This is a genomic window from Natrialba sp. INN-245, from assembly GCF_009807105.1.
Taxonomy (GTDB): domain Archaea; phylum Halobacteriota; class Halobacteria; order Halobacteriales; family Natrialbaceae; genus Natrarchaeobius; species Natrarchaeobius swarupiae.
Genome location: NZ_WUBV01000026.1, coordinates 53,355 through 72,520 on the forward strand (window position 1 = coordinate 53,355; position 19,166 = coordinate 72,520).

At 65.0% G+C, this 19,166-nt stretch carries 18 protein-coding genes and 1 pseudogene; 15 read left to right on the plus strand and 4 right to left on the minus strand.

The genetic code is table 11. The annotated features are described in order from the left end of the window. Positions 1 to 133 precede the first annotated feature (133 nt). Positions 134 to 1,936 carry a DNA mismatch repair protein gene (locus tag GRS80_RS08735; protein WP_160047200.1) on the plus strand — a complete coding sequence of 601 codons (1,803 nt, stop codon included), beginning with the start codon at positions 134 to 136 and terminating at the stop codon, positions 1,934 to 1,936. 24 nt (positions 1,937 to 1,960) lie between these two features. Here GRS80_RS08735 and GRS80_RS08740 read toward each other — a convergent pair whose 3' ends face one another. Continuing rightward, positions 1,961 to 2,584 (minus strand): DUF6735 family protein, encoded by a 624-nt coding sequence (locus GRS80_RS08740; protein ID WP_160047201.1) that lies wholly within the window; start codon positions 2,582 to 2,584, stop codon positions 1,961 to 1,963. A gap of 215 nt (positions 2,585 to 2,799) precedes the next feature. Between GRS80_RS08740 and GRS80_RS08745 the strand changes: the two genes are divergently transcribed. The 4 genes from GRS80_RS08745 to GRS80_RS08760 all read left to right on the plus strand — a co-directional run bounded on the left by GRS80_RS08745 (position 2,800) and on the right by GRS80_RS08760 (position 5,767). After that, entirely contained in the window at positions 2,800 to 3,456 is a 657-nt protein-coding gene (locus GRS80_RS08745) for an HAD-IA family hydrolase (RefSeq protein ID WP_160047202.1), read from the plus strand. Between the two features lie 86 nt (positions 3,457 to 3,542). After that, a complete protein-coding gene (locus GRS80_RS08750) occupies positions 3,543 to 4,556 on the plus strand; it encodes a zinc-binding dehydrogenase (RefSeq protein WP_160047203.1) in 1,014 nt (337 codons plus the stop codon). 75 nt (positions 4,557 to 4,631) lie between these two features. Next, complete coding sequence (locus tag GRS80_RS08755) at positions 4,632 to 5,438, plus strand: NAD(P)-dependent oxidoreductase (protein ID WP_160047204.1); 807 nt, start codon at positions 4,632 to 4,634, stop codon at positions 5,436 to 5,438. 74 nt (positions 5,439 to 5,512) lie between these two features. Beyond that, positions 5,513 to 5,767: a hypothetical protein gene (locus GRS80_RS08760; RefSeq protein WP_160047205.1), complete on the plus strand. Its 255-nt coding sequence runs from the start codon at positions 5,513 to 5,515 to the stop codon at positions 5,765 to 5,767. 242 nt (positions 5,768 to 6,009) lie between these two features. On the opposite strand, the gene GRS80_RS08765 is transcribed toward GRS80_RS08760, so the two are convergent. Then, the gene (locus GRS80_RS08765; RefSeq protein ID WP_160047320.1) at positions 6,010 to 7,017 is read right to left on the minus strand and encodes a glutathione S-transferase family protein; all 1,008 of its coding nucleotides are present in this window, start codon (positions 7,015 to 7,017) and stop codon (positions 6,010 to 6,012) included. Between the two features lie 180 nt (positions 7,018 to 7,197). Between GRS80_RS08765 and GRS80_RS08770 the strand changes: the two genes are divergently transcribed. Continuing rightward, positions 7,198 to 8,262, plus strand: coding sequence for a DNA methyltransferase (locus GRS80_RS08770; RefSeq protein ID WP_160047206.1), 1,065 nt, complete (start codon positions 7,198 to 7,200; stop codon positions 8,260 to 8,262). Between the two features lie 357 nt (positions 8,263 to 8,619). On the opposite strand, the gene GRS80_RS08775 is transcribed toward GRS80_RS08770, so the two are convergent. Next, positions 8,620 to 9,282: a TrkA family potassium uptake protein gene (locus GRS80_RS08775; protein WP_160047207.1), complete on the minus strand. Its 663-nt coding sequence runs from the start codon at positions 9,280 to 9,282 to the stop codon at positions 8,620 to 8,622. A 217-nt stretch (positions 9,283 to 9,499) separates the two neighbouring features. Here GRS80_RS08775 and GRS80_RS08780 point away from each other — a divergent pair, with 217 nt between their 5' ends. The 4 genes and pseudogenes from GRS80_RS08780 to GRS80_RS08795 form a co-directional block, all read left to right on the plus strand. Then, positions 9,500 to 10,090, plus strand: coding sequence for a 50S ribosomal protein L15e (locus GRS80_RS08780; RefSeq protein WP_160047208.1), 591 nt, complete (start codon positions 9,500 to 9,502; stop codon positions 10,088 to 10,090). A 98-nt stretch (positions 10,091 to 10,188) separates the two neighbouring features. Continuing rightward, entirely contained in the window at positions 10,189 to 10,623 is a 435-nt protein-coding gene (locus GRS80_RS08785) for a universal stress protein (RefSeq protein ID WP_160047209.1), read from the plus strand. A gap of 234 nt (positions 10,624 to 10,857) precedes the next feature. Next, positions 10,858 to 11,673: an ion transporter gene (locus GRS80_RS08790; protein WP_149083036.1), complete on the plus strand. Its 816-nt coding sequence runs from the start codon at positions 10,858 to 10,860 to the stop codon at positions 11,671 to 11,673. Positions 11,674 to 11,810: 137 nt separating this feature from the next. Continuing rightward, a pseudogene (locus GRS80_RS08795) lies at positions 11,811 to 12,026 on the plus strand (low molecular weight phosphatase family protein); the annotation flags it as partial. A gap of 165 nt (positions 12,027 to 12,191) precedes the next feature. Here GRS80_RS08795 and GRS80_RS08800 read toward each other — a convergent pair. After that, positions 12,192 to 12,902, minus strand: a complete 711-nt coding sequence (locus GRS80_RS08800) for a phosphoribosyltransferase family protein (protein WP_160047211.1) — start codon at positions 12,900 to 12,902, stop codon at positions 12,192 to 12,194. Positions 12,903 to 13,060: 158 nt separating this feature from the next. Between GRS80_RS08800 and GRS80_RS08805 the strand changes: the two genes are divergently transcribed. From GRS80_RS08805 to gdhB, 5 genes are all read left to right on the plus strand, one after another. After that, on the plus strand, positions 13,061 to 13,267 hold the full coding sequence (locus GRS80_RS08805; RefSeq protein ID WP_343161515.1) for a DUF2196 domain-containing protein: 207 nt from the start codon (positions 13,061 to 13,063) through the stop codon (positions 13,265 to 13,267). Positions 13,268 to 13,515: 248 nt separating this feature from the next. After that, positions 13,516 to 14,370, plus strand: a complete 855-nt coding sequence (locus tag GRS80_RS08810; protein WP_160047213.1) for a YihY/virulence factor BrkB family protein — start codon at positions 13,516 to 13,518, stop codon at positions 14,368 to 14,370. 173 nt (positions 14,371 to 14,543) lie between these two features. After that, entirely contained in the window at positions 14,544 to 17,522 is a 2,979-nt protein-coding gene (locus GRS80_RS08815) for a bacterio-opsin activator domain-containing protein (protein ID WP_160047214.1), read from the plus strand. 102 nt (positions 17,523 to 17,624) lie between these two features. Next, positions 17,625 to 17,765, plus strand: a complete 141-nt coding sequence (locus tag GRS80_RS08820) for a rubrerythrin-like domain-containing protein (protein WP_149083033.1) — start codon at positions 17,625 to 17,627, stop codon at positions 17,763 to 17,765. Between the two features lie 2 nt (positions 17,766 to 17,767). Next, a complete protein-coding gene (gene gdhB, locus GRS80_RS08825) occupies positions 17,768 to 19,075 on the plus strand; it encodes a glutamate dehydrogenase GdhB (RefSeq protein WP_160047215.1) in 1,308 nt (435 codons plus the stop codon). Positions 19,076 to 19,166: the final 91 nt, after the last annotated feature.

Genomic DNA, 19,166 nt, shown 5'->3' on the forward strand with positions numbered 1-19,166 from the left:
GCCTCCAATCCTGTCCTCGAGCCTAAGTAATATCCACGTTTGTGCATACTTCCACTCCGGGCGGCGGTTCGGACACGCGCCAGCCGGACGACGTGACACAGCGTTCAAGAGTATCGGCTCGAACACCTCGGGTATGCGACTCGAGGAGTACTGGGGTGTCGGCCCGAAGACGCGGGAGACGCTGGTCGAGGAACTCGGCCGTGAGCGGGCGATCCGGGCGATCGAGAGCGGCGACGTTCGAGCGCTCGCAGACGCTGGACTGGCTCGCGGGCGGGCGACCCGCATCCTGCGTCGGGCGACCGGCGGCGACGGCATGGAGGCGCTGGCGACGAGCGACGCGCGCTCGGCGTACAAGGAACTACTCGATCTCGCGGTCGAACACGCGGTTACACAGCGTGCGGCCGATCGGATTCGGGTTCTCACACCGCTCGTCAGTCGGGACGAGATGGAGCGACGGCTCGAGGACGTCCTCGCGGCGCGGGACGCCTGGCGCGACCTCCCCGACGACGACCGGGAATCGGTCCTGTCGGCGTACGACCGCTACGACGAGCGCGACGGGAGCGAACTGGCTGCCGTCGAGGCGGCGATCGCACTGCTCGAGGCGGGCGTCGACTCCGGTCCGTTCGCAGCGATCGCCGACCTCGAACGGGACCGACTCGAGGAGGCAGCCGAGGCGCTCGCGGCGCTCGAGGGCAATCGCGGGCGCGTCGCCAGCGGGGCCGACGGAGAACTCGATCGACTCCGGGACGCGCTCGGTGCCGTCGAGGATATGGACGCCAACGCACTGGAGTTGATCGAGGAGCTTCGGTCCGGCGGCGTCCGCGACGTTGACCAGTTCCGCGAGGCCTTCGAGGACCACCTCCTCGACGAGACGAACGTGACGATCGACCGGGTGCGTGATGCGATGGCGACCGATGCCACGGACGCGACCGATTTCGTCGGGGCCACCTTACGGACGCTCCGGAGCGATCTCACCGCGGCGATCGACGAGCGCGAAGAGACCGTCGCCGCCGAACTCGAGGCAGCCCTCGAGGAGTCACGCGAGACCGTCGATCGGGCCGTCGAGGCGGTCGACGAGATCGCGCTCCACCTCTCGCTCGCCCGGTTCGCCCTCGCCTACGACTGTACGCGTCCGACGTTCGTCGACGGCGAGGAGGCCGCCGTCTCGGTGGTCGAGGCGCGAAACCTCTCGCTTTCGACGCGTGACGCGGAGGACGTCCAGCCGATCACGTACGCGCTGGGCGATCACGACGTCACGGACGTTCCCGGTGGCCTCGAACCCGGTTCCGAAGACGAGGACGGCCCCGGTGTCCCCGGCCGCGAGCGCGTCGCCGTCCTCACGGGGGCGAACAGCGGCGGGAAGACGACGCTGCTCGAGACCCTGTGTCAGGTCGTCTTGCTGGCGACGATGGGACTGCCGGTTCCCGCAGAGCGGGCCGAGGTGACGCCGGTCGACTCGCTGGTCTTTCACCGTCGCCACGCGAGTTTCAACGCGGGCGTCCTCGAGTCGACGCTGCGTTCGGTCGTGCCGCCGCTTTCCTCCGACGGCCGGACGCTGATGCTCGTCGACGAGTTCGAGGCGATCACCGAACCGGGGAGCGCGGCCGACCTGCTCCACGGACTCGTGACGTTGACCGTCGATCGGGACGCCCTCGGCGTGTTCGTCACCCACCTCGCGGACGACCTCGAACCGTTGCCGCCGGAGGCACGCGTCGACGGTATCTTCGCGGAGGGGTTGAACCCCGACCTCGAGTTGCTCGTCGACTACCAGCCGCGGTTCGACACGGTGGGTCGGTCGACGCCCGAGTTCATCGTCTCGCGACTGGTCGCGAACGCGACCGACCGGGGCGAACGAGTCGGCTTCGAGACGCTCGCGGAGGCCGTCGGAAACGAGGTCGTCCAGCGGACGCTTGCGGACGCCCGCTGGAACGAGTAACCCGGTTCGTCCGCCACACGTCGGTCACTCTCGATTCTCGTCCCCGTCTCGGTCGCGGTCCCGATCGTCATCGGTTCGGCCGGTGGCGTCCTCCCGGCGACCGTCTTCCGCGAGCCAGACGTCCGGCCGCGGCGTGTATGGGAGGCTTTCGCCGTGTTGCTGGCCGTTTCCGAACGTGTAGACGATTCCGTCCTCGTCCTCACAGATCCGGGACTCGAGGTAGGCCTGTGCCGCTCGGCGGGAGAGCGCGCCCATCTCGATCGCATCGCCCAGCGTCGTCTTGACCGCGCGAAACCAGGCTCTGATCTCCCCGTCGCGGGCCGGGTCCGCCCGGACGATCGCACCGCGGCCGTCGTCGCGACCGTCTCCCCACTCGAGCCAGCAGACGCGGTAGACGTCGACGGTGTAGTCGTCGTCGGGCGAGACGAGGTAGAGCGCTTCGTGGACGCAGGGATCGAGGAGATCCACGAGAATCCGATCGCGCGCGATGGAACCTGCGAGGACGGTGGCGTCGACGACCCCCTCCGCGAGCGGCGTCGATTCGGTGATTCGATCGGCCAGCGAGAGGTCCTCGCCGCCCCAGTGGCTGTAACGAACGTCGTACAGACGGTCCGGGCGCCGGTAGGCGACGAGTGCTCTGTGCCCCATCGTGGTCACGCTCGTGATGGACGGCCGTCGACGATCGAACGCGGTCGGTTTCCTGGCTGGTCGAACATCACCGGCTCTGGTCGCCCGCCCGTACTTGAACCTCCGGACCGGGTTCGGCGCGTCCGGTCGGTAGAAATCGTTCTCGAGACGCGGCAGCGGGTTCCGCGGGCGCAACGCCGATATCCGTTCGCTTCCAAGGTGGGCGCCACGCCATCATGGCAGCCAGCTACGACGCGATCGTGTTCGACAACGACGGGGTACTGACGACGCCGACCGACCGGGACGTCCTGCTCGAGGCGATCCACGACGCATTCGAATCCGTCGGCGTCTCGAACCCGTCCGACGAGGAGATTCGAACGCTCCTCGGCCCCGATCGGTCCTCGCTGCGTCGGGTAGCGGACCGCCACGGGGTCGACGCCGCCGCGCTGTGGAGCGCACGGGAACGAGCTGCGATCGACGCCCAGCGTGCCGAGATCGAAGCCGGACGAAAACGCGTCTACGAGGACGTCACGGCCCTCGAGTCGCTTCCCGTTCCGACCGGAATCGTCAGCAACAACCAACACGAGACGATCGAGAACATCCTCGACAACTGCGCACTCGAGCCGATCGAGGTCTGGTACGGGCGCGAGCCGACGATCGAGGGGATCGACCGGAAGAAACCGACGCCGTACTACCTCGAGCTGGCGATCGAGGATCTCGGCGCGAGGAACCCGCTGTACGTCGGCGACAGTCGCGTCGACGTCGTCGCAGCCGACGCAGCCGGGATCGACGCCGCCTTCGTCAGGCGCGATCACCGCCTCGAGTACGACCTCGCGGACCACGAGCCGCGCTACGAAATCGACTCGCTCGAGGCGCTGCCGGAACTGGTGTGACGGACGGTCGTCGTGGCGAGACGCAGTTACGACCGTGATCGAATCGGTGGCCAGATACTTTTCTCGGGCGCTCGTTTTCCGAGCCGATGCGTGCCGCAGCATTCACCGATCTGGTCGGCCCGGACGGAGTGGACGTGATCGACTGCGAGACGCCCGATCCCGGCCCCGGCGGGGCGGTCGTCGACGTCGATGCCTGTGCGATCAACCGCCACGATCTGTGGATCCTCGAGGGGGAGTCGGCGATGGTCGAGGCCGACGACCTGCCGTTCGTCACGGGTCTCGACGTCGCCGGCACCGTCCGCGAGGTAGGGGAGGGCGTCTCGAGCGTCGAATCCGGCGACCGTGTCGTGCTCTGCCCGAACGAAACCTGTGGACAGTGCCGGTTCTGCCGGGAGGGCCCCGAGAACCTGTGTGCGAACTTCTCGCTGTACCACGGCGGTCTCGCGGAGGCTGCACGCGTCGAGGCCGACCGGCTCGTCGCGCTCCCGGACGAGGTGTCGACGACCGCCGCTGCGGCGATCCCGACGGCGTACACGACCGCCTTCCACATGCTCCGGCGGGCCGACGTCGGGCCCGCCGACCTCGTCTTCGTCCCGGGCGTGACCGGCGGCGTCGGTGTCGCGACCGTGCAACTGGCGACGATCCTCGGCGCGCGAACGGTCGGAACGTCCTCCTCGGCTGTGAAACTCGAGCAGGTCCGCGAGTTCGGGCTCGATCACGGAATCCAGTCGACCGACACCGACGAGATCTACGAGCAGGTGAGAGAGATCGGTGTACCCGACGCGGTCGTCAACCACCTCGGCGGGGAGTACACCGAACTCGGTCAACGAGTGATGGCCCGCGGCGGGACGATGGTCGTCTGCGGACGCACGGCCGGAGGGACTTCGACGATCGACGTCGCCGAGCTCTTTCTCGAGCACAAGCGGATCGTCGGCTCGACGATGGGGACACAGGACGACCTGCGACGACTCGTCGACCTCGTCGCAGCCGGCGATCTCGAGCCCGCGATCGACGAGGCGTACGCACTCGAGGAGACGGCCGACGCGTTCGTGGCGATGAGCGAGCGCGAGAGTGTCGGGAAACTGGTCGTCCATCCGTAACCGTCGAAGCGAACCGGGAGCGAGGCCAGAACGTGCCGGCCCGACGTATTTCCTCTCGAGTGGTGTCGGTCGTCTATGACCAACGTGGCGATCACCGGCGCGTCGGGCACTGTGGGACGGGAAGCGATCGCGGCCTTCTCGGACCGCGACGAGGCGCTGACGCTCTTTTCACACAGCGAGACCGAGGACCTCGAGACGACGCCGGTCGACATCACCGAGCGCGACGCCGTCTTCGACGCACTCGAGGGACAGGACGTGGTGATTCACCTGGCGGCCAACCCCGATCCACGCGCCGAGTGGGACGCCGTCTCGGGACCGAACGTCGAGGGGCTGTACAACGTGTACGCGGCCGCAGTCGAGAACGACCTCGAGCGTATCGTCTTCGCGAGTTCGAACCACGCGGTGAACATGGAAAACACCGTCTCGCCAATCCGTCCGGAATCGACGGTCGCCAACCCGGAGGTCGTCCGGCCGGACGATCCGCCGGATCCGGACACCTACTACGGGGTCACGAAGGTCTTCGGCGAGGCGATGGGTGCGTACTACGCGAACCGTCACGGACTGGACGTCGTTTCCCTCCGGATCGGCTGGTTGCTCACCCGCGACGAACTCCGCGAGGAGTGTGCCGACCGAGACGGCGCTGGCGAGCGGTATGTCCGCGCGATGTGGCTCAGCCCCGAGGACTGTCGACGCGTCGTCGAAGCGGCCGCGATGCACTCGCTCCGTCAGACGCCGTTGATCGCCCACGGCATCTCCGACAACGCCGAACGGTTCCTCTCGCTCTCCGAGACGATGCTCGAACTCGGCTACCGACCCCAGGACGACTCCCAGGCGGTGCTCGAGGACGAGGTGAACGGACGAACGGGGCTCGAGACCGGTTGAGACGGATCGCCGTCTCCGGACCGTTGGCTCCCCGTATCGAAAGACCGAATATCGGGTCGTTCGAACCGTCACATATGTCTACCAAGGTGTCCGAGTCGACCGGCTACGTCTCGAACGTCCAGATGTCGGCGATCGGGTACGTCATGGCGGCGATTATTGCGATCGTCATGCTTCCGGTCTTCCCCGTCGTCGTCCTCGTGTGGCTTCTCTGGCGAGTGTTCGTCGCGGGCGACGACGTGGAGCCCAGTTACGAGACGTGGCGAAACGATCCGAATCGGCTGCGGCCCTCGCCACCAGAACCGGAGACGGACGACGAGGACGAGGACTGATAGGGATTATCGTAGGAGTTCATCGTTTCCCAGTGAAGAACCGAGAGACAGTGCCGAAAGAGAGGATTCGAAACCGGTGGTTGGCTACGATAATCCCTATGATACGGCCTGCTGTACCGGTGTGACCGCTGGACTGCTCGCAATTGTCTCGTCGATGACGTACAGTAGTCCGTGTGAAACGAATCGCCGTACGCTATTTTGCTGACGACGAACGATCCGGTCCACGGCCGACCCAGACCGGTTTATCGATCCGTGCCGGCTGCGACGAGCTCCGACGGCGGCCCACCCGGGAGTTCGTCCCGATCGTGGGGAGCGTCGAACTCGAGGTCCGGGCCTCGAGCGACGATCCGGTGTGGGTTGACCTCCGGGTGAGTGGTGTAGTAGTGTTCCGTGATGTGGGTCATGTTCACCGTCTCGGCGACCCTCGGCGTCTGGTAGAGATCGCGGAGATACGGCCACAGATTGTCGTACTCGCGGACGTACTGGACGTTACACATGAAGTGGGTGTGATAGACGCTGTCGAACCTGACGAGCGTCGTGAACATGGCGACGTCTGCCTCGGTGAGTCGGTCACCGGCGAGATACCGCTGGTCTTCGAGCACGTCGTCCCAGTGGTCGAGCGCCGAGAAGAGGTCGTCGACGGCCTCGTCGTAGGGTCTCTGGTCGGTCGCGAAGCCGGCCCGGTAGACGCCGTTGTTGATCGGCTCGTAGATGTCGTCCAGAATCCGGTCGACCTCGTCGCGATACCCCTCCGGGTAGAGGTCTACGTCCCGGGTCGCGTACTCGTCGAAGGCCGTCTCGAGCATCCGCATGATCTCCCTCGATTCGTTGTTGACGATTGTATTCGAGTGGGTGTCCCACAACACCGGCACCGTCACGCGACAGGTCGCATCCGGATCCGCGCGGACATACAGTTCGCGCAGATAGTCGGCGTCGTGAACGCGGTCCGGGGTACAGCCCTCCTTCTCCGGTGTGAACTGCCAGCCGTCCTCGTCCCGGTAGGGATCGACGACCGACACCGAGATCGCGTCCTCGAGTCCGTTGAGCGCGCGGACGACAAGCGTTCGGTGTGCCCACGGACACGCGTAGGAGACGTAGAGGTGGTACCGACCGGCCTCCGGCTGGAACTCGGCGTCGGGATCGTCGCGAACCCAGTCCCGAAACGCCGTCTCCTGACGCTGGAAGGAGCCGTCGTCGTCGGTCGATTCGTACGCGTCGGTTCGCCACTCGCCGTCGACGAGCATGTTCATACCGCCCGTACGTGCTCGAGGGTACAAAGTGTCCCCTGACGTTCGTGTTACCACGTCGACGAACCACGAGAGCGGCGTCACGTCACCGATCGACGACGGCGTCGCTGTGTCCACACCCCAGAACACGTCGGCCGAGCCGGAGAGAAAGCGTTTAAGCGGCCCCGGTAACCACTCGAGGCCATGGCAGACGACGGGGAGCGTCATCGGCAGAGTCGCCTGTTTACGGACGACGACGGGTCGTTCGATCCGGAACGCGCACGCGAGGAATCCCTTCCCGTCGAGGACGGCGAGGTGATCGACACCGACGAACTCGCGGACCACCAGCGCTACGTCGAGGGTCGCGGGATCTACGACGAACGGAATCGGGTCAACGACCTCACCGGAAAGGAGTGGAAGTACGCGACCAAGTCGGTGATCGCTCAGGGCTACCCACCGGCCGTCCAGCACGACCGCCGGAGCGAACACGGTGGGCAGAAACCGCCGCGGCTCTGTGCCGAGTTGATCGGCCGGTTCAGCAAAGCGGGCGACACCATCCTCGACCCGTTTGCGGGCGTCGGTGGTACCCTGCTCGGCGCGAGTTTCTGCGAACACGAGGGGACCGGTCTCCGTGAAGCCATCGGCTTCGAGCGCAACGAGCGATGGGTCGAGATCTACGAGACGGTCGTAGAACGCGAGAACGACGAGCGCCGCGCTCGCGGCGAGCCCCCCCTCGCCGCCCAGGAGATGCGCCACGGCGACTGCGCCGACCTCATCGAGGACGTCCCCGACGACTCGATCGATCTCCTGTTGACCGACGTCCCCTACTGGCACATGGACGAACTCGAGCAGACCCGAAACGAGCGAGCGACCCGCGAGAGCAAGCTGGGATCGTTCGACGACGGCTCGAGCGAGGCTGAGGACGGAGGGGGCGACGACGGTGAACTCGAGGACGAGTCGGCCCGAACGCAGACGAAAGCCGAGTGGCTCGCGGAGATGGCCGAGAAGTTCGACCGCTTCGCCGACGCGGTCGCCCCGGGCGGTCATCTGGTGGTCTTCATCGGCGACATGTACCGCGAGCAGTCCTACGAGTTCCTCTCGGCGGATCTGGCGCGAGCGGTCGAGTCGGCGGCACCGGTAACCCTCGCGGCGAATCTCGTCTGGTACGATCCCACGAAGGACCTCCACGTCTACGGCTATCCGTTCTCGTTCGTCCCCTCGATGGTCCATCAGAACGTTCTCGTCTTCCGGCCGGACGAGAGCGAGTGACGCCGTCAGACTCCCGTCATTCGATCGTCTGACGCGGTTTTATGACCACCGAGCGTCTCGATTCGACCGGCGCGCACCGTGTTATCACCCCCATCCCCCCGTCGCGCGCCGTTTACAGCGGACGAAGGGAGAACCCGCTGGTGATCGAGTGACGGCAGCGACCGGACGCCGAGTCCGGCGTCCGCCGGCTGCCGGTACGTGGTTGTCGCCCGGATTGCTGGCGAACAGGTTCGTCGAACGGAACTGCTGTCGATCGGTTACGCGACCTCGACTCGAGGTGGCCCGCGACCGGTTTCCGTTCGGCTCGCCGTCGACTGGTTTCTCGCCGTTCTCTCACCGACCGTGACAGCGATCGTCTCACCCGTTGGCGGGCAACAGCGCTGCCTGCACGCGCTCGAGAGAGTTCGTCTCGGTGATGACTGCGACCTCGTCGCCGGCCCGTAGTTCGGTGCCCGGGAGCGGGATCGTCAGCGGTTCGCGTTCGCGTCCGTGGGCGTAAATCCGAGCGGAATCGGGGAGTTCGAGTTCGCTCACTCGTTTCCCGACCGCAGGTGATCCGTCACGAATGTCGAGGACCGTAAGCTGGAGATTCGCTGCGAGATCGGCCACGACGTCGAAATCGCCGCCGAGCATCGCGGTTTTCGCGCCTGCGGCACCCAGGCGCTCCGGGTAGATGATCTCGTCGACGTCTTCGGCGTACCTTTCGTAGATGTCCTCGCGGTAGTCCTCGTCGATCCGAAGCACCGTCCGACAGCCGTAGTGTTTCCCGACCATGCAGGCTGCGAAGTTGACGTTTAAGTCGGGCGTGAACGCGCCGATCGCACCAGCGCCGTCGATACCGGCGTCGACGAGAACGTTTTCGTCCGAGCCGTCGCCGTGGCAAGCGTCGAACCCCGATCGCTCCGCGCGTTCGGTCCGGTCGGAATCCTCGTCGACGACGACGACCTCGTGACCCTCCTCGAGGAGGATGTGTGCCGTTCGTGATCCGACTCGTCCGTACCCCACGATAACGAATCTCATGTCACGCTGTACTCTCCCCGACGACAAATACGTTGGTCTCGCCTCGAGTTCGACTCGAGGTTCGAAGCGCTTATACCCGAACGCTGGGTAGAATCGACCGACTCGCTGGGTCGCGGGCATCAGCGGGCACCTGCACGGCTTCGCCGCAGGTCGGGATGTGATCCGCGGGGACCGTCCCCGGTCGGGATTGAACCAGGAAACGCCCGCGGTGATACGCATGGCAAAGAGCTTCTACTCCCACATCAAGGAGGCATGGAAGGACCCCGACGACGGCAAACTCGGGGAACTACAGTGGCAACGCAAACAGGAGTGGCGCAAGCAGGGCGCGATCGAACGGGTCGATCGCCCGACGCGACTCGATAAAGCACGCGAACTCGGCTACAAGGCCAAACAGGGTATCGTCGTCGCTCGCGTCTCCGTCCGCAAGGGGACGGCGCGCAAGCAGCGACACAAGGCGGGCCGACGCTCGAAGCGACAGGGCGTCAACCGCATCGGCCGACGAAAGAACATCCAGCGCATCGGCGAGGAACGGGTCTCTCGGAAGTACCCCAACCTCCGTGTGCTGAACAGTTACTGGGTTGGTGAAGACGGCTCCCAGAAGTGGTTCGAAGTGATCCTCGTCGATCCGAACCACCCGGCGATCGAAAACGACGACGATCTCAACTGGATCTGCGACGACGCCCACCAGAACCGCGCGTTCCGTGGTCTGACGAACGCGGGAACGGCCAACCGTGGCCTCAACACCCGTGGAAAGGGCGCAGAGAAGGTCCGACCGTCGAACACCGGCGGTCAGGGCCGCGCGAAGTAACCTCTCCCGTCCGCTCGTTTCATCTTCGTTCTTTCGACAGTTGCCAGCGGACGCTATCGAGGCTGAAATTTATGATTCGCCGCTGCGTAGCGGCGAGCATGACGAACCACGTTCTCGTTCCAATCGACGAATCCGACCGATCGACCGACGCACTCGAGTTCGCCTGCCGAGAGTATCCCGACGTCGAGATCACGGCGATCCACGTCCTCGATCCGGGCGATTTCTACGCGGCCACCGGTATCGAAGGCGGCGCGATGGCGAACTACGACGAGATCCGAAAACAACACGAGAACCGTGCCGAAGGGATCCTGGAGCGAGCACGCGAACAGGCCGCGGCGTACGACCACGACCTCGAGACCGAACAGGTCATCGGCAGCGTCTCGCGTTCGATCGTCGACTACGTCGAGGGAAGCGACGTCGACCACGTCGTCATCGGCAGCCACGGTCGGACCGGTGCGAGTCGGATCTTACTCGGTAGCGTCGCCGAGAACGTCGCCCGGCGCTCGCCGGTTCCCGTAACGATCGTCCGGTAACGTCTTGGGACGCCGACCCGGTGAGCAACCTCGCTCGTGAGACCTTCGTCTCGTGTTACCCCTCTCTGCCCGTTAAATTCAGACGTCTCCCGACACGTCGGGAAACCGTGGGCACTCCTTCGAACACCGAGCGTGCGTTCGAAGCGACGGTGCAGTTATCGGCGTGAATGGTGGTTGACGAAAATCCGCTCTCCTAGCAGAACACTAATAATTCTCTACTGAAATACCGTTTCTATGAGTGCCGGTCGGTATGTGGATGCTCGTCGTCGAACACGGAAGCTGTTCGAACCAGAGCTGGGTGGGACGGTTGGCTACTACACCGATTGGTTCATCATGGCGCTTATTACCGCCAACGTCGCGGCGGTTATCCTCGAGACGGTCGACACCATCGCGGCCGCGTACGGTCCGTTTTTCCACTATTTCGAGCTGTTCTCGGTTGCGATCTTTACCGTCGAGTACCTCGGCCGGGTGTGGGCTGCCGTCGACGATCCGGCTTACGAGGGACCGATTTCCGGACGGCTTCGGTTTGCGAGTCGCCCCCTGATCGTCATCGATTTGATCGCAATCCTGCCGTTTTACCTTTCGGCTGCGGGGGTACAGACCGATCTTCGGTTCCTCCGTGCGATCCGACTGGTGCGTCTCTTCCGGCTGTTGAAACTCGTGCGATACTCGAGTGCCATGCGGTCGTTCGGACTGGTGTTCTATCGGGAGAAAGAGAAACTCCTTCTGGCACTGTTCGCGAACGTGTTGCTGTTGACGCTCGCCTCGAGTGTCATGTACTTCGTCGAGCACCCCCACCAGCCGGAGGTCTTCTCGTCGATTCCCGCCTCGTTTTACTGGGGGTTCATCACGCTGACGACCGTCGGCTACGGCGACGTCACGCCGGTTACGCCCCTTGGTCAGTTCCTGACCGGGATAATCGCCTTGCTCGGGATCGGGCTGTTCGCATTGCCGGCTTCGATTCTCGCGGCAGGGTTCATGGACCAAACCGACGACGAGTCGGAGTCGGAGTACGAGTACTGTCCACACTGCGGGGAACGGCTGAAGTAGGTCCGGTTTCGTCGCCAGGCGTCGGCCGCGACGGCTGATGTGGCGTCTCGAGCGGGCGTTCCGGAATATTGATGCGAACAGTTGGCACACGGCCGAACATACGAACGGTTAGGTCCCGAACGGCCCTCGAGTCGGATATGGAGCCAGACGCCGAACACGGAGTCGACAGCCGGATCGCCTTCGTCTGTGTCCAAAACGCCGGGAGAAGTCAGATGGCAACCGCCTTCGCCGAGCGCGAGCGTGTGACCCCCGACCTCGACATCGAGATCGTTTCCGGAGGAACGAGAGCCGCCGACGCCGTCCACGACGTCGTCGAGGTCATGGACGAGGCAGGGATCGATCTCTCGAGTCGCGTCGAGGCGCTGTTCGACGGCCTCGAGGCGGGCGAACTCGAGTGACGGTGAGGCGAATGGCGGTTACGACGAGTGAAAACCCCTCGAAACGACGGTTTCGAGCGATAGAGGATGGACTCGAGTGGGTCTCGGATTGTCGACGGAACGATCGAAGCAAGTCGCCGATCAGACGATCGTCAGCGAGCCGACTGGCGCGTCCGTCCGCTCGCGTGCGCGTTCGATGCCGTCCTCGCCGGCGGCAATGAGCGCGAAAACGCCGGCAACGTCGGCGTCGGCGGTCTCGACGATGTCCAACAGGAGTTCCTGGGTCTCACCCGAGCGGATGAGGTCGTCGACGACCAGCACCGACTCGCCGGGATCGATGGCCGACTCCGGGAGGTAGTAGGTCAGCTGGATGCCGGACTCGAGGCGTTCGCGGGCCTCGATGAACTCCTCGACGGCCGTCTCCTTGCGCTTTTTCGCGTACACACAGCGGGTGCCGTAGTAACTGGCGAGTGAGGCGGCGAGCGTGATTCCGTCGGTGGCGGCGGTGAGCACGACGTCCGGCCGACCGAAGGCGAAGGCGTTGGCGACGACCGGCGCGACGAGGTCGAGAAACGGCTGATCGAAGACGGTGGCGGTGTTGTCGACGTACCCCTCGTCGTCGACGCGAATGCGGGCGTCGAGTTCCGCGGCCAGCGCTTCCCGTCCGAGATCCTCGACGACGTCGCCGGCGCGGTCGGCGCCGGGAAGGACGTGACCGTTCACGTACCGATTGAGGTCGCCAGCGGGGAGGCCGGTAGTGGCGGCCAACTCGTCGTAGGTTCGCGTCTCCTTTAACATCCGCAACACGTCGACGGCGCGCAACTGGAGAGCGGCCTTCTCGGCACGGTTCATACTCGATGGGCAGTCTTCCACAATTATGGTGGTTTCGATGTAAACACGACGTCGAACTATCCACCACCCTGTATCGAATCACCGCCTGACGGAGCCGAGTCTCGGCCGTCGCGCGTGCAGGCACCACCCTTTTCGCCGTCACCGACGCACCTGCGTTCATCTCCAGCGAACGACCAACTGCCCAAGAGTTGCGACAGGGGATCACCGTCGAGATCGTCCAGGGCGATCAGGACGTCCAGTCGGAGGACAGGGAACCGATCGTCGGAGAGGTGGCGACGATCTACGAGGACACCCCCGAGGGACCGGAAGTCGAACTTAAAAACGGCGTCGGCGGACACGTCCAGTCGGTCGTTCACGACGAGTAGCGGTACGGTGTCGGTGGGGCATCGGTACTAGATCGGTGTGAGACTGGTGTCGTACCGGTGGGATATCGGTACTAGATCAGTGAGAACTCGGTCCGGTATCAGTGTGGCGTCGGTATAGGATCGGTCCGGTAGCGGTGTGCTGTCGATCGAATCGAGACTCTCTCGTTCCGCGTCGCCACCGCCTCGTCCGTCGATCCGGCACGTCTGCCGGCCCAACCGATTTCCCTACCGACGTGGATCCTCGAGCCATGGCCGACTCGAGTCCGCTCGCACTGGTACGTGACGTGATCGCCGTAGCGCGCGAGCGTCAGATCAGCGTCAAATCCGCGGGGCTGGCCTACCACGCGTTCAACACGCTGGTTCCGCTCGTCGTCCTGTTGCTCGTCGGTGCGAGCCTGCTCGATTCGCTCGACCCACTGATCGAGTCGTTAGAGGCTGCGAGCGGGCTCGAGGGGATGGTGACCGACGGCGGGACGGACGAGGTTGCCGGTGCCGGCGTCGATCGAACGCGGGCCGCGGTGCTCGCGCTGGTGATCCTCGTCTGGAGCGCGACTCGTCTGTTTCAGGCAGTCAACAGCGCGTTTACCGGCGTCTACGGCTCCAGGCGGTCGGAGTCGTACGCGAACACGGCCGTGACGGTCACGCTCGTGACTGCGTTCGGCGTCGCGTTCGTGACGACGACGATCGCGGTCGGAATCGCGCTGGTTAGCGTCGTCGGCGTGAGTCTCTCGGTGCTCGTCGGCGGCCCCGTGGCGACGGTTGCGAGTGCGGCCGTTCTCGCGGTACTCCTGACGCTCGTCTTCGTCCCGATGTACTACCTGTTTCCCCAGTCCGACGTCTCCGTCGGCGAGGTGCTCCCGGGGACCGTCCTCGCTTCCCTCTCCTGGACGGTTCTCGCGGTGGGCTTTCGAATCTACGTCGCGACGTCCGAGAGCGTCGCGCTCTTCGGGATCGCCGGTGCGGTCTTGCTCGTGTTGACGTGGGTCTACTTCGGCGGGTTCTGTCTCCTCCTGGGGTCGGTCCTGAACGCCGTCCTCGCGGGTCGCGTCGATCCCGAGGAGGAGTGGGTGCCGATGCAGGAACTCTGGTCCAGGTACGCTTGACGCGGGGAGCGCTCGCAGGAGGGGCTGGATCCCCGGTATCCTCGAGCAAGCACCCGATCTGATCACCTCGAGAAAGTACCGCGCGATTTGACCTCACAGAGTAACACCACCCCCCCTGTCAGCCCGGGTGCGGACCGATGGTTTCTATCGCCCCGAGTTCGTACTGGCGGTGAATGGTCTCTGGACCGATCGCCGACGCCCACCTTCTCGTGGCGAAATCGGATACCGCCGAGACGGATCGCGACTCGAGCGATGGATCGACCGAACCGGCGCGGTGGAGAACCGACGACGGTGCCGATACCGTGACCACGGTCGAAACGATAGACGACGCGCTCGAGCGGGTTACGGACGGACTGATCGACTGCGTGGTGACGGGGCGGACGCTGGTCGACGGAAGCGGACTCGAGTTGCTCGAGGCGATCAGGGAACGCGATGCGACGCTTCCGGTCGTCCTGGCACCGGTCGACGGCGACGAATCGCTCGCCAGTGAGGCGATCACGGCCGGGGTGACGGAGTACGTCGCCGCCGATCGGAGCCCCGAGGAGCGCGGTCGTGCGATCGAACGTGCGATCGAGACCGGTCGCCGGCGACGTCGCCGACGGTCGCGGGCCCGCGGGTTCACGGCGGTGTTCGAGGATAGCGAGACACAATCATGGCTCTTAGAACCCGACGCACGGGTTCGCCGGGCGAACGAGGTCGCACTCGAGGCGATCGATGCGACCGGAACCGACGTCGTCGGTCGCCCCTTCCTCGACGTGTCGCCGTGGCACGAGAGCGACGACGAGCGAGCAACGCTCCGAAAGGCGCTCGAGACGGCGGCCAACGGGTCCGTCGTTCGGCGGGAGCTTCCGTGGACGGCATCCGGCGAAACCGACGGCTCGGAGGACGTCTCCGCCGAGATCGGCCGGACGGATAGTGACCGCTCACGAACACTGTCGGTCACGATTCGACCGGTCCGAGACGAGACCGGAACCGTCACCTCCGTGCTCGTCCGGGCGGAGGACGTAACCGAGCGCGCTGGCCTCGAGCAGGAGCTTCGCGAGTCCGAAGAACTCCACCGCGTAACGCTCAACAACATGACTGATACCGTCCTCGTCACGGACGACGACGGCGAGTTCACGTACGTCTGCCCGAACGTCCACTTCATCTTCGGTTACGACGACGACGAGATCCACGAGATGGGGACGATCGACGAACTGCTCGGAGCGGAGCTGTTCGACCGGGAAGAACTCGCCGAGGGGGGCGTTCTGACGAACATCGAGTGTACGGCGACGGACGAGGCCGGACGCGAACACACCCTGCTCGTGAACGTTCGGGAAGTGTCGATTCAGGACGGAAAGACGCTGTACAGCTGTCGCGACGTCACCGAACGCAAGCGCCGCGACGAGGCGCTCACTGCCCTCCATCGAACGACCAGGCGACTCCTCTACGCCGAAACCGACCGCGAGATCGTGGATCTCGTCGTGGGAGATGCCACGGACGTCCTCGCCCTCGAGGCCAGCGGGATCTACCGCTTCGATCCCGAGAACAACGTCCTCCAGCCGGCGGCACACTCCTCCGGAATGGCGGAGCTCCACGGCCCGCTCTCGGCCGAGCGAGTCGGTGACGAGAACGTCCTCGGAGCCGTTTTCCTCGAGGGAGAGAGCCGGTTCTTCGAGGACATCACCGACGCCGCGGCGTTCTCGAACCCGACGACCGACGTCAGAAGCGCCGCGTTCGTTCCGCTCGGCGACCACGGCGTGTTCGTCGTTGGATCGTCGTCGCCGGACGAGTTCGACGACGCCTCCCGGGAGCTGACTGACCTACTCGCGGCGACGACGGAGGCCGCCCTCGACCGGGTCGAGCGCGAGCGAACGCTTCGGGAACGCGATCGGGAGCTCAAGCGGCGGAACCGCCAGCTCACCCGACTCAACCGGATCAACGAACTCATCCGCGAAATCGACGCCGCACTGGTCCAGGCGGAGACGCGCGAGGAGATCGAGCAGGCGGTCTGTGATCGACTTACCGCAGCCGATCGGTTCTCCGTCGCCTGGATCGGTGCGTCCGACGACGGGGGAGACCATCTCGAGGTGCGCGCCTACGGCGGTCCGCGACGTGGTCGGGAGTATCTCGATAGCGTCTCGCTGTCGCTTAGCGGCGACGCGACGGAGCCAGCCGTGAGAACGGCGACCCATCGCGAGGTCACGGTCGTCTCGAACGTCGTCGACGGACTTCGTGACGAACGGTGGCGAGGCGAAGCGCTCGCCGCGGAGTATCAGTCGGTACTCGGCGTGCCACTGTCCTACGACGAGTTCACCTACGGGGTGTTGACGGTGTACGCCGATCGGCCGGATGCGTTCGACGACGTGACACGATCCGTCTTCGACGAACTCGGCGAGACGATCGCCTCCGCCATCGCCGCGGTGGAGCGAAAGAGTGCACTCCTCTCGGATTCGAGCAACCGCCTCGAGTTCGCGGTTCGAGACGAGAGCTCCGTCTTCACCCGGCTCGCCGAACGGGCCGACTGTACGCTCTGGTTCGATGGCGGCGTACGACAGCACGACGACGGAGCAACGGTATTCGCGTCGGTCGAGGGGGCATCGGCCACCGACGTCGTGGCTGCGGCTGCAGATCTCGTCGCCGTCGAGGACGCCCAGGTCGTCGACGGTGGACCGTCGCCCGCGGACGACGATGACCGAACTGGTGGAACCGTCCGACTCGTACTCAGTCGACCGTTTTTCGCACTCCGGCTCGCCGATCACGGTATTGTCTTGCGACGCCTCGTGGCGACGCCGTCGCTCGCACGGATCGTCGTGGACGTTCCGAGCTCCGTCGACGCTCGCGAGAGTGCGGACATCGTCTCGAGCGAGTTCGAGGACGTCGACCTCCGTTCGAAACAGACCGTCGACCGCACGATGCGAGCCGACGGCCGGGCCGACCTCCTCGACACACTCACCGACCGACAACTCGAGGTCGTCCAACTCGCGTACTACGGCGGCTACTTCGAGTCGCCGCGTGCTCGATCGGGGGAAGACGTTGCGGAAACACTCGAGATCTCTCCGGCGGCGTTCTACCAGCACGTGCGAACGGCCCAGCGAAAACTCTTCGAGGCACTGTTCGACGGCACGGCTCACGTGCTGGATGACGAAGTGGGGTTGAATAGTGAACCATAGCCGAGATCCGATGCTAGATATTCAACGAACAACCTGATCTTAATATCCCTAATATTCCTAGATGCGACGATCGCACCCGCGATTCGCTCGTCGACGATATCCATGAAAGACGTTCAACTCGATCCCGGCGAAGAATCGACCTACGAGTGTTTCGACTGCGGTACGGTCGTCATCGCATTGGCACCCGAGGCGTGTCCCAACTGCGGTGCCGATATGCGCAACCGACGGACACCGATCGAATAACGATGGGGCCGGATCAACACGTTTCGACGGCTGAGCCGCAGCAATCGTCGAGCGACGAACCGGAGACTGCACTCGAGACCGCCCGTCGACAACTCGCTCGAGCTCGATCGAACCTCGAGATCGACGACGCGATCCACGAGCGCCTCCGCCATCCGAGGGCGGTCCACGAGGTGACCGTCCCACTCGAGCGTGACGACGGATCGGTCGACGTCTTCACCGGCTACCGGGCCCAACACGACAGCGTTCGGGGGCCCTACAAGGGGGGACTCCGGTACCATCCGGAGGTTACCCGTGACGAGTGTGTCGGGCTGGCGATGTGGATGACCTGGAAGTGTGCAGTGATGGATATCCCCTTCGGGGGCGCTAAGGGAGGCGTCGTCGTCGATCCAAAGTCCTTGAGCGCCGACGAGAAAGAACGGCTCACGCGTCGGTTCATGCAGGAGATTCGGGGCGTCATCGGTCCGACGAAGGATATTCCCGCACCAGATATGGGGACTGACCCGCAGACGATGGCGTGGCTGATGGACGCTTACAGCATGCAAGAGGGCGAGACGATTCCCGGCGTCGTCACCGGCAAGCCTCCCGCGATCGGCGGCTCGAAGGGCAGAGAGCGGGCCCCCGGACGAAGCGTCGCTATCGTCACCCGCAAAACCTGTGAGTACTTCGACTACCCGCTCTCGGAAACCACCGTCGCCGTCCAGGGTTTCGGCAGCGTCGGCGCCAACGCAGCCCGCCTGCTCGACGAGTGGGGGGCGGATGTCGTCGCGGTTAGCGACGTCAACGGCGGTATCTACGACCCCGACGGCCTCGAGGTCGGAGCGATCCCTTCCCACGACGAGGAGCCGGAGGCTGTCACCCGCTATGCGGAGGAGACCGACGTCTCGCGACTCTCGAACGACGAGTTGCTCGAACTGGACGTCGACGTCCTCGTCCCGGCCGCTGTCGGAAACGTCCTCACCGAGGACAACGCCGCCGCCGTCGACGCCGATCTCGTCGTCGAGGGGGCAAACGGCCCGACGACGTTCGCTGCCGACGCGATCCTCGAGGAACGAGAGATTCCGGTGATCCCCGACATCCTCGCCAACGCCGGCGGCGTCACCGTCAGTTACTTCGAGTGGCTCCAGGATATCAACCGACGGCGCTGGTCGCTCGAGCGGGTCCACGAGGAACTCGACTCCGAGATGGTGACGGCCTGGAACGCGGTCCGCGAGGAGGTCGAACAGCGTGACGTCACCTGGCGCGACGGGGCGTACGTCGTCGCGCTCTCGCGGATCGCCGAAGCACACGATATCCGCGGACTCTGGCCCTGACACGGTTACGTACGTACGCTTTGGGCACTGATCCAGACAGGGCTACGTACGTACGCCGTTTCCAGCGGGGTCGCGGCTCGGACAGCACCCT

What these genes read in the sequence shown, in the direction of transcription:
- GRS80_RS08735 (WP_160047200.1), top strand. Translation starts at nt 134, where the DNA reads ATGCGACTCGAGGAGTACTGGGGTGTCGGCCCGAAGACGCGGGAGACG.
- GRS80_RS08740 (WP_160047201.1), bottom strand. Translation starts at nt 2,584, where the DNA reads ATGGGGCACAGAGCACTCGTCGCCTACCGGCGCCCGGACCGTCTGTAC.
- GRS80_RS08745 (WP_160047202.1), top strand. Translation starts at nt 2,800, where the DNA reads ATGGCAGCCAGCTACGACGCGATCGTGTTCGACAACGACGGGGTACTG.
- GRS80_RS08750 (WP_160047203.1), top strand. Translation starts at nt 3,543, where the DNA reads ATGCGTGCCGCAGCATTCACCGATCTGGTCGGCCCGGACGGAGTGGAC.
- GRS80_RS08755 (WP_160047204.1), top strand. Translation starts at nt 4,632, where the DNA reads ATGACCAACGTGGCGATCACCGGCGCGTCGGGCACTGTGGGACGGGAA.
- GRS80_RS08760 (WP_160047205.1), top strand. Translation starts at nt 5,513, where the DNA reads ATGTCTACCAAGGTGTCCGAGTCGACCGGCTACGTCTCGAACGTCCAG.
- GRS80_RS08765 (WP_160047320.1), bottom strand. Translation starts at nt 7,017, where the DNA reads ATGAACATGCTCGTCGACGGCGAGTGGCGAACCGACGCGTACGAATCG.
- GRS80_RS08770 (WP_160047206.1), top strand. Translation starts at nt 7,198, where the DNA reads ATGGCAGACGACGGGGAGCGTCATCGGCAGAGTCGCCTGTTTACGGAC.
- GRS80_RS08775 (WP_160047207.1), bottom strand. Translation starts at nt 9,282, where the DNA reads ATGAGATTCGTTATCGTGGGGTACGGACGAGTCGGATCACGAACGGCA.
- GRS80_RS08780 (WP_160047208.1), top strand. Translation starts at nt 9,500, where the DNA reads ATGGCAAAGAGCTTCTACTCCCACATCAAGGAGGCATGGAAGGACCCC.
- GRS80_RS08785 (WP_160047209.1), top strand. Translation starts at nt 10,189, where the DNA reads ATGACGAACCACGTTCTCGTTCCAATCGACGAATCCGACCGATCGACC.
- GRS80_RS08790 (WP_149083036.1), top strand. Translation starts at nt 10,858, where the DNA reads ATGAGTGCCGGTCGGTATGTGGATGCTCGTCGTCGAACACGGAAGCTG.
- GRS80_RS08800 (WP_160047211.1), bottom strand. Translation starts at nt 12,902, where the DNA reads ATGAACCGTGCCGAGAAGGCCGCTCTCCAGTTGCGCGCCGTCGACGTG.
- GRS80_RS08810 (WP_160047213.1), top strand. Translation starts at nt 13,516, where the DNA reads ATGGCCGACTCGAGTCCGCTCGCACTGGTACGTGACGTGATCGCCGTA.
- GRS80_RS08815 (WP_160047214.1), top strand. Translation starts at nt 14,544, where the DNA reads ATGGTCTCTGGACCGATCGCCGACGCCCACCTTCTCGTGGCGAAATCG.
- GRS80_RS08820 (WP_149083033.1), top strand. Translation starts at nt 17,625, where the DNA reads ATGAAAGACGTTCAACTCGATCCCGGCGAAGAATCGACCTACGAGTGT.
- gdhB (WP_160047215.1), top strand. Translation starts at nt 17,768, where the DNA reads ATGGGGCCGGATCAACACGTTTCGACGGCTGAGCCGCAGCAATCGTCG.